Origin of the sequence: Telmatobacter bradus, assembly GCF_048629425.1 — a bacterium.
Classification (GTDB): domain Bacteria; phylum Acidobacteriota; class Terriglobia; order Terriglobales; family Acidobacteriaceae; genus Telmatobacter; species Telmatobacter bradus.
Map to the genome: position 1 here is coordinate 71,700 of NZ_CP184532.1, position 15,838 is coordinate 87,537.

Consider the following 15,838-nt stretch of genomic DNA (forward strand, 5'->3'; position numbering starts at 1 on the left):
TGTGCCGCGCTCGACTACAGAGCATGCGCTGGTCACACGCAGATTTCCGCTCTAGCCGAGGGCTACCAGATTTTCGATCTCGCGATCCTTCATCTTCTGGAAGAGAACCGCTACGCAATACTTTTTATAGTGTTCCGAATCGCGATGTGCAGCCAGAGCCTTTTCATCGGCATACTGCTCAAGGATCAGCAGCGTGTCAGGGTCAGCTTCAGGATGAGCGGGAATATAGGTCAGGCAACCTGGCTCCTTGCGGGAATCAGCCACTAGTTGGCGGACTGCCTCAAGCACCTCAGCGCGATCTTCGCTCGGAAAACGGAAACGGGCGATAAAACTTACCATCTTGTTGTGTCCTTACTGAAGCCAGCCGTGGGGCTGGCCCCTTGATAAATCAGGGCGGCTTTTCCACTTGTGGAAGCCGCCCCTGTGGATACTGTGGAAATACTGGGGACTACGATTTGCAGCTGGCCAGAGTATCGGCAAACGCGGGCAGAACCATGGTCTGATTGCGGTCCGGTCCGGTAGAAACCATGCCGATCTTCGCCCCGCTCTCCCGTTCCTGGAAGCGCAGATAATCCTGCGCGGCCTGGGGCAGCTTGTTGAACTCGGTAATGCCTTCCGTCGACTGCTTCCAACCCTTGAGCACGGTGTACTGGGGCTTGATCGACTCAATGCCCTGCACGTCGGCCGGAAATTCGTCGGTGTGCTTGCCGTTGATCTCGTAGCCGGTGCAGACCGGAATCTCGTCCAGATCGTCCAGAATGTCGAGCTTGGTGATGACCAGCCACTCGGCGCCATTGATCTGGTTGGAGTAGCGCAGCAGGGGCAGATCGAGCCAGCCGCAACGGCGGGGACGACCCGTAACCGCGCCGAACTCATTGCCGCGCTCGCGCAGCTTTTCGCCGGCGGCGTCAAAAATCTCGGTGGGGAACGGTCCCTCGCCCACGCGGGTCACATAGGCCTTGGTCACGGCAATGGTTGTGCCAATGTTGGTGGGGCCCACGCCGGTTCCGGTGGATGCGCCGCCGGCGGTGGCCGACGAGCTGGTGACAAACGGGTAGGTGCCATGGTCGATGTCGAGCAGAGTGCCCTGCGCGCCTTCGAACATGACGCTGCCGCCCTTGGCGATGATGCCGTTCAGCAGGCGGCTGGTGTCGGCCACGAACGGGCGCAACTCCTCGGCAGCTTTGGCGTACTCGTCGAACATGGCGCTGGCGTCAATGGGCTCAGATCCATACAGAGCCTTGGCGATGGCGTTCTTCTCGGCACAGGCCGCCTCAATGTGGGTCTTCAGCAGACTTGTGTTCAGCAGATCGACCACGCGCAGGCCGCTGCGGGACATTTTGTCCTCATAGGCCGGGCCAATGCCCTTGCTGGTGGTGCCAATCTTCTTTCGTCCCGGGGCGCACTCGGCCGCCAGTTCGATCATGCGGTGATAGGGCAGGATGACCTGAGCGCGGTTGGAAACAAACAGGTTGCCGTCAATCGACACACCCAGTTCGCGCACCCGCTGCACTTCCTTCAGGAAGGCGATAGGGTCCAACACCACGCCATTGCCCAGCACGCCCGTGCAGCCAGGCCGCAACACGCCACAGGGGATCAGCTGCAGAACGAACTTCTGTCCGTCGATGATCACCGTATGGCCGGCATTGTGACCGCCGGCGTAACGGGCCACGGCGTCAAAACGCTCGCTGAGCACGTCCACAATCTTGCCTTTGCCTTCGTCGCCCCACTGGGCGCCAAGCACAACCGCTGTCTTCGCTCGCATGAAGAATCCTCGAATTCTGTTCTGATCCCGGCTTCAGAGCGGCAGGGACGCCGCGATCCAGCGTACCCAAAAACCGCTGGCTGATTCCCAGGGGACAAAACCAAGGCGCCGTCCAGGCTCGGCCGCGCCTCTACGATGATAAACCACCTGCGGTGGGGAGGCTGTGAGCAAAAGCCAGAACGAACGCACAGCAATCCGATTTCAAAATCCGGGAGATTTTGAAATCGGGTTGCTCTGTGCGGAGGAAAGCGACAAAAGGCTTTCCGGAACTACTTCTTCTTCTGCCAGTCCTCGAACGGAATGCGCGGAATGGTAAAAAATGCGTCGCGGGTGCGCACGTAGTTGCCCAGGCCGTTCATGCGCCCGATGGGGCCAAGCTCATCGGCCTTGATGTACGGTCCGGCCGGATCTACAAAGCGGTCTTCCACATACATGGCCACAATGCGGCCCAGCACGATGTTGCTGCTGCCGATCTGCAACGTGGTGTGTTCACGGCATTCGAGCGCGGCATGGGCCTTGGCAATGCGCGGCACCTTTACGAGAGTCGAGGGGGCCGTGGCCAGATTAGCTTCGTCCAGCTCATTCACGCCGGGAGGGAAGTCGATGGCGCAGATGTTCATGGCTTCGGCCAGATCCTCGGTGACGATGTTCACCACGAACTCGCCGGTGCGGCGGATGTTGCGGGCCGTGTCCTTGGGTTCGCCCGAACGGTTGGCCACACCTACGGCCACGATCGGCGGATCGGTGGAGAGGTAGTTGTAGGCGCTGAAGGGCGCGGCGTTGAGCCGGCCCTCCTCATCCTCGGTGGTAATCAGTGCGATGGGGCGGGGCGCGATCAGGCCCACCATCAACTTGTAGGCGTGCGAGTGTGGCAATTCAGCCAGATTGAAGTTCATGCTTTCTCCGTACTGCGATTGCAGTGAGAAAAACTAGCAGCGTACGACGGTCACCGAGCAGGGTTTGCCCTGTGCATGAGGCCGCCACTCTGCCAGGAAGGACGTCACAGAAGAGGACTGCATGGTACGCATCGCCTCAAATTCTCCGCCCTTCTGGCTGTAGAGCAGCCTGCCCTGCGCATCGAGCACGGCCATGGCCGGAACGCCCTTGTGCAGAGGCACGCCATAGCGCTCGGCCAGATCCTGATTCGCATCCATATGCCCGATGTTCACATGGACCAGCACAAAGTTGGCATTCAGCAGGGCATAATTCGACGGATCGTGCATGTAGGCGTCCAATATGCGGCAATCTGGGCACCAATTGCCCCCAAACTCGAGCAAAATACGTTTATGCTGGGCTGCGGCCGTCTTCAGGGCGGTAGCCAGATCGCTGTGTGCCTGACTCGGGTCGGGATAAATCTCAGGAGGAGCAGAAAGCGCTGTACCTAGCGCAAAGGATAGAAAAACAGCCAGCAGGGATTGTTTGGCAAACTTCATGGGCGGACCTCCACTCTATTCAGTCTGCCACAAGCAGACTCTTGGCTTCCATTTCTCCGGGACTCCTCATATACTCTGAAATCTACGATGAGTAACCCCGAAACATTCCGGGCAAATCTGGAATCGAAGACCTTTGCCGACCTGAGCACGATGATGGAAGGCTATGCCCGAGCCGCTGCCGAGAGGGCCCGTACCGACTACAAACAGAAACTGGACTTCAGCACGGAGTCCATCGAACTGCTGGACGAGATTCTGGTGCGGGTGAGTGAAAGCCCCGAACTCGACCTGGATTTTGAAGTGCGGCTCTGGGGCAGCTATCTGGGTGAAGTGGTGCGCCGTCGCTATGCCGGCAGCTGGGAGATGACCCAGTACCCCGGCGGTCTGGCCTCGGTTCCTACCGTCGAAGTCCGCGGTTCCCGCCTGTTTCCCCTGCTGAAGGTCTTCCGTCGCCTGACCGAAGGCAGCGAGGACGATCTGGGCAGCTTCTTTGCCATGGTCACCAACCGCCTGGGAAAACCGGCGCAGGTGAATTAGAGGACGGCCTCTAGCTTCCAGCTTCTAGCTTTTTCGTGCTGAAACGGAAGGCCTGGGCTCGCGGGTGCGGAATCTTCTGGGAGCTGGGAGCATTTGACCAGAGAAGCAACAAGCTACTTCATAGCTGTGCGATAATAATAGGTAAAGTTGCGCGCTGATTTCACAGCGACGTCCGGAGGCTTCCATGGGTGACCTTTTTCAGCCGACTCATCTTCTCATCATTGCAGTTGTCTTGATTGTTCTCTTTGGCGGCCGTAAGCTGCCTGAGTTGGGCAAGGGACTGGGAGAAGGTCTGCGCGGCTTCCGCGAAGGCCTGAAGGGCGAACCAACGCCGCAGGCTCCTGCCGCACAGCAGGCTGCCGCACCGGTGCAGCCCGCCAGCCAGCCCACCGAGACCAAACAGAGCTAGTCTCGACTCGGCATCTGTTTGCACAAGATATGCTTCAAAAGAAACGGCCTGCGTGGATATGCAGGCCGTTTTTGCTTTCAGCTTCTAGCCTCTAGCTTCCAGCACCTAGAACCTAGCGCACCTACCGGCTAAGCAGCAGCACGGCTGCCAGCGCTAGCGCCATGCCGGCCAGCTGCCGTTTGCTGGGGCGCTCATGCAGGAGCGCTCCGGCCAGCAGAATCGTCACCGCCGGGTAAAGCGAGCTGATCATGGCGGCCACATCCAACCTTCCGCGCTGGGTGGCGCAGATGTAAAACAGGTTGCCAGTCGTATCCAGCAGGCCCGCCAGAATGCCCATCCGCCAGAACCCCTTCCACGCAGCCTTGGGCGGAGCTACGGCGATTACCAGCAGCATGGCCACACTGCCTGCCGCGCGGGCCGAGGTCATCGTCCACAGCAGGCCGCAGCTGCCGGCCAGCTTGAACAGAATCAGCTGCGCGCCAAAGCCACAACCAGCCATGCCCCCCAGCAGCAATGCCAGCGGCGGCGTCTTTTGCCCATGCTCCCCGGGCTGGCGGGTGATCAGCCAGATGGCCGCCAGACCCACGCCAATGCCGCCCAGCACGCTGGCTCCCGGCAGGCCTTCCCTCAGCATGGAGAAGAGCACCGGAACCAGCGCCGTCAGCAATCCGGTACAAGCGGCGGTCAGGCCCATGGCGCCCATGGCCAGGGCACGATAAAAGACGGCCAGCGCCAGCGAGCCCTCAAAGCCGCCCAGCACCGCGAACCATACGCCTGCCTGATGCGGAAAGGGAAGCCGCAAGCCCAGGCAAACCGCCAGCAGCAGCACAAAGGAAACCAGATGGCCGCTCACCACGATCAGCTGCGCCGGGGCCTTGCGGGCTCCCAGGCCGCCAGCAAAGTCCGATCCGCCCCATGTAACGGCCGCTGCCGAGCTGAAACCAGCCGCGCTCACCAGAGCCCCCCATTGTTCTTTTCCAAAGTCATTGCAATCCTGTGTATTTTTTGCTGAAAATTTCTACGGGAAGAAAAGAGGTCCATCCCCGTCAGGGAATGGACCTCGGTTCCTGCGGTAAGTCGGTTGCTCTAGCGGTAATCCTGTGCCGAAGGGTAGTAGCCCTGCTTGGCAATCACCTCAAGGCCGGGGCGCGTGACACGCACGTCGATCTTGCGGAATTTTCCATCGTAGATCGATTCATGGCTCATGTAGCCCAGCTCATAGCGCACGCGGGCTTCTTCGGCGATCTTGGCATAGCTCTTTTCAATGCCGTTTACGCCGCGCTCTGAATCAAGGTCGCCGCCGGTGGCTGCCGTGTACTTGTACAGAATGTTGTCGTACATGGTGAAGGGCAGGTGCACGTGGCTGACGTAGCCCTCACCCCAACGGGCGGAATCGCCCACGCCGGTGGCATAGACCGTGATGTTGTTGGTCTGCAGATAGCGAATCACTTCCTTGAGCGTGGCCTTCGAGCCGTACTCCTTGCCATCGGAAATCACATAGATGATGCGGCGGCGGCCCTTCGGGCGGCTCGACAATTCCTTGGCCGTGGCCAAGATCGCATCATTCAGGGTGTGAATCTCCTTGTGCAGATTCATGAAGTCGCTGTTGCCGGTGGAACCACCCGCCTGCAGGTTGGGGTCAACGCAGCCGCCGTTCTTGGTGATGCTGCAGCTGGCGAAGGGGCCGGTGTTGGTTGGAACCTGCATATCGGTTCCGGTGGCCTTGGCCAGCGCCAGCACAGCCGGAAGGCGGTTGCCCTGGGCACCGGTAAAGCCAGTCCACTCCCTGCTGCCATTGCCGTAGCTGAAGACGGCCGCTTCGTCGTAGGGCGTCAGCGCACCCTGAATCGAATCGAGCGAATCATTCACCTTGGCCATCACGTCGGCCGTCAGGCTCTGATCGATCACAAAGCCAATCGAGAGCGGGAAGGGATCGACGGTAAACAGATGCAGCGGCTCAAGTACGTTGTTTTCGTATACCCGAAAATCTTCCGGATGCAGACCGGCCACCAGTTTGCCGTTGTTGTCCTTGACCGTCACCGGAACTTCAACGAAGTTGGTGTTCACCTTGATGGTGCCAGCCACGGCATCAAAGCCCTCACCCGCAGCGGGCATCACCGGCGGCGGAGCCTGAGGAGCTTCCTTGGGGCCAGTCGCTGGTGCGTGTGCATCAGGGCTGGTCTGGTCGCCAGATTCCGACGACGTGCTGGTAGTGCCCGACGGAGTCGGCGAGCTCATCTGCGGCACGGCGGCTTCGGGTGCACCAATGCCGGGGGTAATCGGGCCAGCGCCCAGAAGCTTCGGCGTAGCCTGTGGCGTGGGAGCGTCTGGTACCGCGGTTTGCAGCTGCTGGGCGCGGAGCGCCGACGGATTCAGGCCAAGTGTCAGAAACGACGTCAGCGCCAATGCAGTAAGACCAAGCTTCACAGGGATTTCATCCTCCACGGGCCACAGCACAACCCCCAAAAACAGGCGGGCATAAACTACCAGTCCAGCCTGGGGGCCGGTTGGGCTGCACCTCACAGAGTATCAGACGCAGCAAACTATGGCTTGTTGCACTCCGTTATGAAATCCCCTTCCTGGTCTCAACTGGGAAGAAAGCTATGCCAGTCTATTAGGCAAAGAGATACTCTTTGGATTCCCCGTACCTTGAGCTACCCCGTCACGGTTTGAGCGCCGATCATATTTCGGTGTTTTTGGCAGGAACGGATGAGAAAGCTTTCAGAGGGCCTGTTTGCGGAATTAAATCAATTAAATAGTGGGCAGGTTTTAAGGTGCATTGCCGAGCGTCGGCAGCCAAAAGGGGCGCGGACTGTCCGAAAATAAGACAAAATACGGAGCAATGCCCTGATTTTTTCCACCAATGCCCTATATTCGGACATAAATTACCGTTGCACTTTCGCACAGTAATCTGGAAACTAGAAGCGTGCGAGATTAATATCGGCACATGTGAAAAATACTTTAGAAATTTTCTAAGAAATTTTTCACCCGAACCTCTCCGAGGTGTTCGCTATGATGACCAATTGCGCTATCGCTGAAGGCTTTGAGATCAGCCCCCGCTTTCGTCGCTCTGTGGAAGAGCGTCTTGCCCGGCTGGAACGCGATGCCACGCAGGACGAAACCAACCTGGTGCAGCTCGAAAATCCCGACCACATTCGCCGCCAGATGCGGCTGGTGGCCGTGCAGCGCGCCGACGCTTTGCGTATGCGGCTGTTTCTGGATCGAGCCCGCACCCGTTTGCCCCGTCCGCTGATTGAAATATAGAAACTCCGGCACGACGTCAGGCTGAACGCCTTCCGTCGGGCCGAATGCACACAACATAAAAGAGTAAAAAAGATCGAAACAGATTGTACGTTTCAAGCGGAAGAAAAAGGATGGGTATTCCTCTTTCCTCCCTTGTTTTCCCCACAGAAGTTTGCAGTGCTTTTCACAAGGAACAGGAGCGCTACTGCGTTGGCGGCGTTGGCTGCTGGCCTTCACGCGGCTGGTGAACAGGTCCGCCCTGCGGCATCTCCATTACGTTGATGGACGTGGCCACAAAGCCTTCGGGCTTGGCCGTGCCCTGCGCCATGACCTGATCGCCCACGGCCACATCGGCCAGCGTGATCGGATCGCGGCGCTTGCGCAAGGTCGTGTTCTCGTCGGCCACGATGGTGTGGGGAAGATTGTCTACCGAGCCCTGCACGGTCAGCCGTACGCCATCGATGGCCGTAACCTTGCCGGCCAGCCAGGTTTTGGCCCAGTTCTGCATGCGCTCACGCATGGTCTGGGCCCGTGCCGGGTCCATCACGACGACGGCGGTGGCTTCCACCGTGAGCTTTGTCTCATCCAGCGAGCCTTGCACCTCAACGTCGAGGCCGATCTTGATGTCGGCAGCTTTCAGCTCGGCTGCCTGCCTGCCGCGTTCTCCGCTGCCTGCCTGGCGTTGGCCTTCGCCCGGTTGCCCCATGGGCGGTTGCTTGAGGAAGCGTGTCTTCTCGCTGTAATGGATGGTGTAGCTTGCGCCCAGGTAGCTCTTCAACACGGCATGATCGGCCGCGGCCTCGCTGACTGAGCCCATCACGTTGCGGCCCGGACCCATCATGCCCATACCGCCGCCCATGCCACCGCCCATGCCACCGCGCATGCCGCCGCGCATACCGCTCTGCGGGCCATCCTGCGCCCATGCAGTTGCTCCCGCCAGCGCTGCCAAACAAACCAAAATTCGGAAGAATTTCATTGCTGTACCTCGCCTTCATCTCGCGCCTTCATCTCGATAGACGCAAGATGCGGATTCCCGGACGACCCACGCGGTCTGCTGTTTCTTCCCGGCAGCGTCTACGTCGGGAAAAGCAGGGGGAAAGCGGTACACTCCTTGGCGGAGGGCTTTTGCCGATGCCATCTGCCGCCGTAGCTGCAAATCACGCCACTCTAGCCGCCACTTACGCCGCCGTGCGTCAGCGCTCGCTCACGCTGTGTGCCCCACTTACGCCGGAAGATATGATGGTGCAGTCTTGCCCCGAGGCCTCGCCGGCCAAGTGGCATCTGGCGCATACCGCATGGTTCTTCGAGTCGTTTGTACTCACGCCGTTTCTCAGCGGCTATCAGCCTTTCCACAAGGATTTTTACTGGCTCTTCAACAGCTACTACGCCACCTTCGCCTATTTTCCGGAGAAGAAGCTGCGGGCCAGTTTTTCCCGTCCCACGCTCGACGAGGTGCTGCACTATCGCGCCCATGTGGATGAGGCCATTGCCCGGCTGCTGGCTGCCGACGCGCCCAGTGAGGCACTGCGTCGCATCGACCTTGGCATCAATCATGAGGAGCAGCACCAGGAACTGCTGCTGACCGACATTCTGCACGCCTTCTTTACCAATCCGCTACGGCCTGCGTACTGTACGGAGGAAAAGCCTTTGCCTGCGATGGATCAGCCGCCCGCACCGCTGGAGTTTCTGGACTATGCCGGCGGGCTGCGCCGGATTGGCCACGAGGGCGAGCGCTTCTGCTACGACAACGAGCTGCCCCGTCACCAGGTCTGGCTGGAGCCGTACAAGCTGGCCAGCCGCCTCATTACCTGCGGCGAATATGCGGAGTTCATCGCCGACGGCGGCTATCGGCGGCAGGATCTATGGTTTTCCGCCGGGTGGGATGCAGTGCAGGCTCAGGGCTGGCAGGCTCCGCTCTACTGGACCGAACGCGAGGGCGAGTGGACGATCTTTACCCTGCGCGGCGCGCTGCCGCTGGAGGCAATCCGCAGCACCCCGGTAGCGCATGTGAGCTTTTTTGAGGCCGACGCCTACGCCCGTTGGGCCGGGGCGCGGCTGGCCACCGAGTTCGAGTGGGAAGCGGCCAGCGACGGCGAAGCACTCTCCGGCAATCTGCTGGAAAGTGGCCTTCTTTTGCCTGCCCCTGCGCTCAACCAAAACCTTGCCCCCACGCAGTGGGTTGGCGACGTGTGGGAGTGGACGGCCAGCGCCTATCTGGGCTATCCCGGTTACAAAGCTGCTTCCGGCGCACTGGGCGAGTACAACGGCAAGTTCATGAGCGGCCAGATGGTGCTGCGGGGTGGATCCTGCGTGACGCCCACCCGCCACATCCGCGCAAGCTACCGCAACTTCTTTGTGCCCGAAACCCGCTGGCAGTTCTCCGGCATACGGCTGGCAAAGTGACTATGGATTCCATGCAGACTGAGTTGCCGACCGACAAAACACTTGCGGCCATCGTGCGTTCAGGCCTGACGGCGCAGCTCAAACGTCTGCCCGCGTGGCTCTTTTACGACGCGGCAGGTTCGCAACTTTTCGAACGCATCACGGAGCTTCCCGAGTACTACCTGACCCGAGTGGAGCGCACGATTTTTGCGCGGACTTCCGATGAGTTTTTTGCGGGTTTTGGGCAGAATGCAGTGCGCATCACGGAGCTGGGCGCGGGCTCGGCCGACAAAACGCGACTGATTCTGGCCGCAGCGCTCCGTCGTCAACCTTCCGTCGTCTATGAGCCGGTGGATGTATCTGCGACGGCGCTCGATGCAGCGCGTGAACGCATTGAACGTGAGTTGCCTGCTGTGCGCGTAGCCCCTTGCGTGGCCGACTACACCCATGCGTTCGAGCTCTCCGCAATCGGCGCACAGGAACACAGGTTGCTGCTGTTCATCGGCTCTAGCCTCGGCAATTTCGATCCCGCCGAGGCTGCCGCACTGCTCCACAACGTGCGTGCGGCGTTGCGGCCCGGCGATTGTTTTTTGCTGGGTGTGGATCTGGTCAAGGACGAGTGCGTGTTGCTCTCCGCCTACGATGACGCAGCGGGCGTGACTGCGGCCTTCAACAAGAACATGCTGGTGCGGCTCAACCGCGAACTTGGTGCGGACTTTGATCTGGCGAGTTTTGCACATCGCGCCGTGTGGAACGCCGCTGCCCAGCGCATGGAAATGCACTTGGAAAGCCGCGTGGCACAGAGCATTCACATCGCAGCGCTCGACCTCACGGTGTGCTTTGCAAAAGCCGAACGCCTGCACACCGAGAACAGCTACAAATACCAGCCCGGGGAAGCAGAGCAGATGCTCGTACGTTCGGGCTTTACGCCCCTGCAGTGCTGGATGGACCCGCGCCAATGGTTTGCGGTGGTGCTGGCGCAGGCGTAAAAAAGAGCCCTTGCCGTTAGCACGGCAAGGGCTTTTTCAAAAACCAGAAAAACTACTTGGCGTGATCGATGCGTACCAGCAGAATGTCGTGTTTCTTCAGCTCAATCTGTTGATGATCACGGAGTGTCACATCTTTGCCGGTCCAAAGATCGCGGCCATGTAGCACACCGTGCAGACCAAGCGTTGCCAGTGGCAAATGGAAGGGATGCGTGGCCACACGATCGGGACCAGCGTTAAGCACAGCCACAGCCATTGCACCGCCTGCCAGAGGTCGCGTCCACACCTCCACTTCGCCATCCACATAGACGCGCTGGGCCTGCTTGCCGAGCCGGTCCTGATCGATGGCGATCACGTCCTTGTTGGTGAGAATCGCCTTGACCTGAGGCTTCATGTTGGGCAGATCGTTGCCAGCCAGCAAGGGCGCGGCCAGCATGGCCCACATGGAAAAGTGCGTGCGGTTTTCTTCGAGCGACAGATTACCGTTGCCCACCTCAAGCATGTCGGGGTCGTTCCAGTGGCCGGGCCCGGAGTACTTGGCCAGACCGGCCTGCTGATTGAGAATGTCGTAGATGCTCATCCAACTGGCCTGCACGTCACCTGTAGTGCGCCACAGATTTGCGCCCACCGAAGGACCCCACTCCCACACCGAATCCCAGCCGTACTGGCAGAGTGAGTACACGATGGGTCGGCCGGTCGATTGCAGGGCCTTACCCATGGTGCCGTAGGCGGCAACCATCAGACGCATCTGCTCGGCCTCGTCGTGCGGCGCTTTGGCGATCATGACATCGTGCTGGAAGCTGCACAAATCGTACTTAAGGTAGTCGATGCCCCAGGCCGCATAGAGGGTGGCATCCTGCTGCTCGTGGTTGAGCGAGGCGGGGTAGTTCTCGCAGGTCTTCGATCCTGGTCCGGAGTAAATGCCCAACTTCAGCCCTTTGGAGTGTACATAGTCAGCCAGCCCCTTCATGTCGGGGAATTTCTCGTTGCTGTGCATCACGCCGTCGGCGTCGCGCTGGCCCTCCCATGTGTCGTCAATGTTGATGTACACATAGCCGGCGTCTTTCATGCCGGTGGCCACCATCTGGTCGGCGGCGTTTTTAATATCCTGCTCGGTAACTTTGCTGCCAAAAAAGTTCCAGCTGTTCCAGCCCATGGGCGGAGTTTGTGCCACCAAGGCACTGGCAGGTGCAGTGTGCGCTTTGGCAGGCTGTGGTGCGGGCTGGGCCATGGCCAGACCGGCAGTACGGGGTAGAACTACGGACAACAAGGCAATGAAAAGCACAGAAAAATATCTACGCAAGGGATTCTCCCGTCTTCTGATTTAGCGTCATTCTATGATCCATCTTCGGGAAATGCCACTCCTGTCTTTGCCCATGGGTTCCTCAAGCACGGAAATTCCCGCGCAAAGCTTTCCAACTGCGTTAAGCTGATTGCACTTAGAGCAAATCCAGAGTTTCCGTGGGGGCGCAAGGAAGGTGCAAGGTGCAGTTTTCTTGAGAAAACTGCACTGAAAAGCGTTGACTCGCATTCCACCAACTCTGAATTAGCTTTATCCGGAGATCTATGGCAAACGACACACATGCAGGCCGCGACTGGTTATGGCTTGAACCAGCGTACGACGCGCTCTTCAACGAGCGTAATCGCAAGATGCTCAAGCGGTTGGTGATCCGGCTGAGCGTCTTCAGCTTTGTGGTGCACCTGCTGCTCATCTTTCTGGCCTATGCGTTGCATGCGCCGCAACACTGGATCGACGAACTGGGATCGAACTATCTGGCGGCCATCAGCACGCCCTTCAACTTCATTTTGTTTTATGAGGTGCTCACGTTGATCGCCGCGCTGCCTGAATCCACGACGCGCTCGATCGCCAACCAGTTCGAGATTGTTTCTCTTATTTTCATTCGCAATGTTTTTCACGACATTGTGCACGCCAACGAACTGGTGGCGGGCCACCGCATCACGGCCGAGTGCGGACCGCTGTTCATGGATATGTGGGCGGGCATTCTGATGTTTCTGTTGGTAGCCGTCTTTCGCCACATCTCCTTGCGCCATCTGAGCCGCAGTCGCTCGAGTCACAACGTCTTCAATACCTACACACAGCGCTTTATCCTGCAGAAGAAGGCCGTGGCCACGGGGCTGACCGTGCTGCTGATCGGCATGGCGCTGTGGAATGTCTTCCTCTTCGGCCTGACCGCCGTACACATCCTGTTGGGGCAGGCGGGGGCGCTGGAATCGGCCACATCGTACTACAACGACCTGTTCACGGTGATGATCTTTACCGATGTGCTGGTGCTGATTCTTTCGCTGGTGGCCAGTGACCGCTACGAACTGGTTTTCCGCAATGCGGCGTTTGTAGTCAGCATCGTGCTTATCCGCTTCGCGCTTACGGCGGGCTTCCCATTTGGCGCGCCACTGGCGCTGACGGCCATGGCGCTGGGCGTCTGCACGGTGCTCATTTACAACTACCACGTATATAACCGCTACCGTACAGCGCAGTAAAAAGGGGGTGTGGCAGAGCCACACCCCAGAATAAAGTTTTTCCTTACTGCATCAGGGATATGCCTTAGAAACTAACCGAGAGCATGCCGGAGAAGGCTCGCGGTGCACCCACCTGCAGCGTGTTGTCTGTTCCCGAAGCATCGCTGTAGGGGAAGTTGTTGGTGCCAATCGATGCCCAGTACTGCGAGTTCATCAGGTTGGCTACATTGAACTGGATCTTGACGTCACTGAAGGCACCCAGGCTGGCGCGTTTGTAACCCGCACCGAACTCGGTCAGGAAGCGATTCGGAACACTGTTGTCGTTCAGGTAGGTGTAGTAGCGCTTGCTCATGAAGTCGTCGCCGAGACGCGCAAAAGCGCCGGACTTGTGCACTTCGAGCGAGGACTTGTAGAGGAACTCCGGCGTATCCACGTTGACCTTGCCGGCCGTGGCGTAGTCCGCCGCATTGCCATTGCTGTCGGTGTAGTTGACGTTGTCGTCGTAGGTGGAGCGGTTCCAGGTGACGGAGTTGTAGAGGGTGAAGAGCGGTCCCAGTTCGAGGGTGACGGCACCGTCCACACCATTGGTGGTTACGCTGCCGGCGTTGCCCAGCGTGGAAGCGACACCGCAACCTTCGCAACCCTGTCCAAAGGACACCAGACGGTCAAAATAATTCACGTGGAAGTAACTCATCTGCGCACCCACGTGCTTGTTGGTCAAACGGTATCCCGCTTCTTCGGTCCACGAGGTTTCCGGCTTGATGGTTTTCTTGAGCGCATCAAAGTGTGCCTGGGTGGTGCCCCAGGGCGCGTTGCCAAAGCCCTTGCCGCCAGCCTGGTAGGTGCGCACGTTGTAGGCCGCATCGGCAAACAGATCGCTGTGCTTGTCGAGCTTGTAATCCGCGCCAAACTGCGGCAGGAAGGGCTTGCCGGCCGTCAGGCTGCCCTGAGCAAAGCTCGACGCCGTGTAGCCCATCAATCCGGTGGTGTTGATGCTGGCGCCATAGACGTTCAGCGTGCCAGTGTCATAGGCATTCACCTTGCCAGTGTCAAAGTTGTAGTTGGTTTTGAAGCCAGCTGAAACCTTCAGGCGGTCGTTGACTTTGTAGGAGTCCTGGGCATGAATCTGGAAGAGATTCATGTCAAAGCCGTAGGCCCACTGCACATAAAAAGGATTTACAGGGAAGCCGTGCAGCGAACGCTCCGGACCATTGGCGCCCACCGTGTAGAAGCGGCGCGCCAGATTGAAGTGCTCTTTTTCATACCAGCCACCGGCTTCAAATTTGTTGTGGTCGGTTTCGTAGGTGAGTGAGGTAAGAAAGCCGCCGCGCTGAATGCCGTATTCAGAAGCACGCATGGCCAGTGGCGAACCGGTGGTGGCAAGCAGCGTCTGGTAAACCGCTTGGCCATACTCAGCCGTAGGCAGGAACCACAGGCCCGCGCCGTCGTTGCCGTGGCCGTAGATGGTGGACTTCAGGGTGAGTTTGTCGGTGAGCGCAAGCTTGAGGCTAACGTAGGTCAGAACGTCCCGACGCAGACCGGATCCGCCGAAGTAGGCCGCATCGCAAGGATCAGCGGAAGCGTCCATGTTGCCAACGCTGCCGACAAAGCCATAAGCCGAGGCTTTCGTTCCGCTCACGCCGCAATTGTTCCAACCATCGGCGGCATATGCGGCAGCACTGGCATAAGCCTGCGTCGTTGCCGTATTCCAGTCGCCGTAGTTGTCCCATTTGTAACCAAGGGTCGGAATCCAGGAGATAGCGCTGTCCTGGTAGTCGACTTCGCGACGGTCCGAAAGGTCTACGTAGGCCGTCAGTTCGCCCTTGTTAAAGTAGTGGACCAGCTTGCCGTTGAACTGCCAGTAGTTCTGGCCAATGTCGCCCTGACCGCGCCACTTCTGGGTCTTGTTCTCAACGCCGGAAAGGTAGAACTTGGTCTTGCCGCCGATCAGACCACTGTCATAGCGGGCATAGGTGCGATAGCTGTTGAAGCTGCCAAAGCTTTGGCTGGCAGTGAATTGCTTCTGATCGCTGGGATCAGAAGAATAGAACTGCATGGTGCCGCCGAGGTTCGAGTTGGAAGCCGTCTCCAGCGCGCCCGCGCCCTGCGACAGGGCAATGTGGTCCAGGTTCTCGTCAATCACGGCGCGGCTGATGTGCAGGCCGTTCCAGTTGCCGTAGCTCATATCGCCGAGCGGCACATCGTCCAGCGTAAAGCCAAGCTGGTTCTGGTTGAAGCCACGCACCGAGATGCGAACGGCCCACTCATACGAACCGAAGGAATCGGCCGACTGGTAGTTCACGCTGGGCATCTGCGACAACGATTTAATCGGGCTGGTGCCCGCCGTCTCTTCCTTCAGCACAGTAAGAGGAATTTCCTGCTCCACGCGGTCCTCGCCGGGAGCCGTGACCACGATGGTGTCCGATGTGGTGATTTTGGGCTGAGGATTGTTCTTTTGCGCAGTGTCGGGGGGCAGACTGGCAGATTGCTGCGCAAAAGCCGCACCAGTGAATGCCAGCGGAAGTAGAAACGCAGAAAGCGTGTGGCGGAGATGCATCAATATACCTCCAGGTAATAAGGCGAATTGTGAGTCGTGATGTGTGATTGT

At 59.0% G+C, this 15,838-nt stretch carries 15 protein-coding genes; 6 read left to right on the forward strand and 9 right to left on the reverse strand.

Going from position 1 to position 15,838, the window contains the following annotated elements; translation table 11 throughout:
* Positions 1–51 precede the first annotated feature (51 nt).
* The 4 genes from ACOBR2_RS00315 to ACOBR2_RS00330 all read right to left on the reverse strand — a co-directional run bounded on the left by ACOBR2_RS00315 (position 52) and on the right by ACOBR2_RS00330 (position 3,198).
* The gene (locus ACOBR2_RS00315) at positions 52–339 is read right to left on the reverse strand and encodes a putative quinol monooxygenase (protein ID WP_420238087.1); all 288 of its coding nucleotides are present in this window, start codon (positions 337–339) and stop codon (positions 52–54) included.
* A gap of 109 nt (positions 340–448) precedes the next feature.
* A complete protein-coding gene (locus ACOBR2_RS00320) occupies positions 449–1,765 on the reverse strand; it encodes an adenylosuccinate synthase (protein WP_420238088.1) in 1,317 nt (438 codons plus the stop codon).
* Positions 1,766–2,034: 269 nt separating this feature from the next.
* Positions 2,035–2,661 (reverse strand): flavin reductase family protein, encoded by a 627-nt coding sequence (locus tag ACOBR2_RS00325; protein WP_420238089.1) that lies wholly within the window; start codon positions 2,659–2,661, stop codon positions 2,035–2,037.
* A 33-nt stretch (positions 2,662–2,694) separates the two neighbouring features.
* Complete coding sequence (locus ACOBR2_RS00330) at positions 2,695–3,198, reverse strand: thioredoxin family protein (RefSeq protein WP_420238090.1); 504 nt, start codon at positions 3,196–3,198, stop codon at positions 2,695–2,697.
* 87 nt (positions 3,199–3,285) lie between these two features.
* Between ACOBR2_RS00330 and ACOBR2_RS00335 the strand changes: the two genes are divergently transcribed.
* A complete protein-coding gene (locus tag ACOBR2_RS00335; RefSeq protein ID WP_420238091.1) occupies positions 3,286–3,732 on the forward strand; it encodes a hypothetical protein in 447 nt (148 codons plus the stop codon).
* Positions 3,733–3,916: 184 nt separating this feature from the next.
* Complete coding sequence (tatA, locus tag ACOBR2_RS00340; protein ID WP_420238092.1) at positions 3,917–4,141, forward strand: twin-arginine translocase TatA/TatE family subunit; 225 nt, start codon at positions 3,917–3,919, stop codon at positions 4,139–4,141.
* A 121-nt stretch (positions 4,142–4,262) separates the two neighbouring features.
* Here the strand turns inward: tatA and ACOBR2_RS00345 are convergent, their stop codons facing one another.
* Together ACOBR2_RS00345 and ACOBR2_RS00350 are read right to left on the reverse strand one after the other, a co-directional pair.
* Positions 4,263–5,096, reverse strand: coding sequence for an EamA family transporter (locus ACOBR2_RS00345; protein ID WP_420238093.1), 834 nt, complete (start codon positions 5,094–5,096; stop codon positions 4,263–4,265).
* Between the two features lie 131 nt (positions 5,097–5,227).
* Positions 5,228–6,568, reverse strand: coding sequence for a VWA domain-containing protein (locus ACOBR2_RS00350; protein ID WP_420238094.1), 1,341 nt, complete (start codon positions 6,566–6,568; stop codon positions 5,228–5,230).
* A gap of 585 nt (positions 6,569–7,153) precedes the next feature.
* On the opposite strand from ACOBR2_RS00350, the gene ACOBR2_RS00355 reads away from it, so the two are divergent.
* Complete coding sequence (locus ACOBR2_RS00355) at positions 7,154–7,405, forward strand: hypothetical protein (protein ID WP_420238095.1); 252 nt, start codon at positions 7,154–7,156, stop codon at positions 7,403–7,405.
* A 181-nt stretch (positions 7,406–7,586) separates the two neighbouring features.
* On the opposite strand, the gene ACOBR2_RS00360 is transcribed toward ACOBR2_RS00355, so the two are convergent.
* Entirely contained in the window at positions 7,587–8,360 is a 774-nt protein-coding gene (locus tag ACOBR2_RS00360; protein ID WP_420238096.1) for a DUF5666 domain-containing protein, read from the reverse strand.
* 155 nt (positions 8,361–8,515) lie between these two features.
* Between ACOBR2_RS00360 and egtB the strand changes: the two genes are divergently transcribed.
* Both egtB and egtD read left to right on the forward strand, forming a co-directional pair.
* The gene (gene egtB, locus ACOBR2_RS00365) at positions 8,516–9,787 is read left to right on the forward strand and encodes an ergothioneine biosynthesis protein EgtB (protein WP_420238097.1); all 1,272 of its coding nucleotides are present in this window, start codon (positions 8,516–8,518) and stop codon (positions 9,785–9,787) included.
* Positions 9,788–9,798: 11 nt separating this feature from the next.
* Entirely contained in the window at positions 9,799–10,755 is a 957-nt protein-coding gene (egtD, locus tag ACOBR2_RS00370; protein ID WP_420238098.1) for an L-histidine N(alpha)-methyltransferase, read from the forward strand.
* Positions 10,756–10,807: 52 nt separating this feature from the next.
* On the opposite strand, the gene ACOBR2_RS00375 is transcribed toward egtD, so the two are convergent.
* Positions 10,808–12,019: a glycoside hydrolase family 27 protein gene (locus ACOBR2_RS00375; RefSeq protein WP_420238099.1), complete on the reverse strand. Its 1,212-nt coding sequence runs from the start codon at positions 12,017–12,019 to the stop codon at positions 10,808–10,810.
* A 299-nt stretch (positions 12,020–12,318) separates the two neighbouring features.
* Between ACOBR2_RS00375 and ACOBR2_RS00380 the strand changes: the two genes are divergently transcribed.
* Positions 12,319–13,251, forward strand: a complete 933-nt coding sequence (locus ACOBR2_RS00380) for a hypothetical protein (protein WP_420238100.1) — start codon at positions 12,319–12,321, stop codon at positions 13,249–13,251.
* Positions 13,252–13,315: 64 nt separating this feature from the next.
* Here the strand turns inward: ACOBR2_RS00380 and ACOBR2_RS00385 are convergent, their stop codons facing one another.
* Positions 13,316–15,787, reverse strand: coding sequence for a TonB-dependent receptor (locus tag ACOBR2_RS00385; protein WP_420238101.1), 2,472 nt, complete (start codon positions 15,785–15,787; stop codon positions 13,316–13,318).
* Positions 15,788–15,838: the final 51 nt, after the last annotated feature.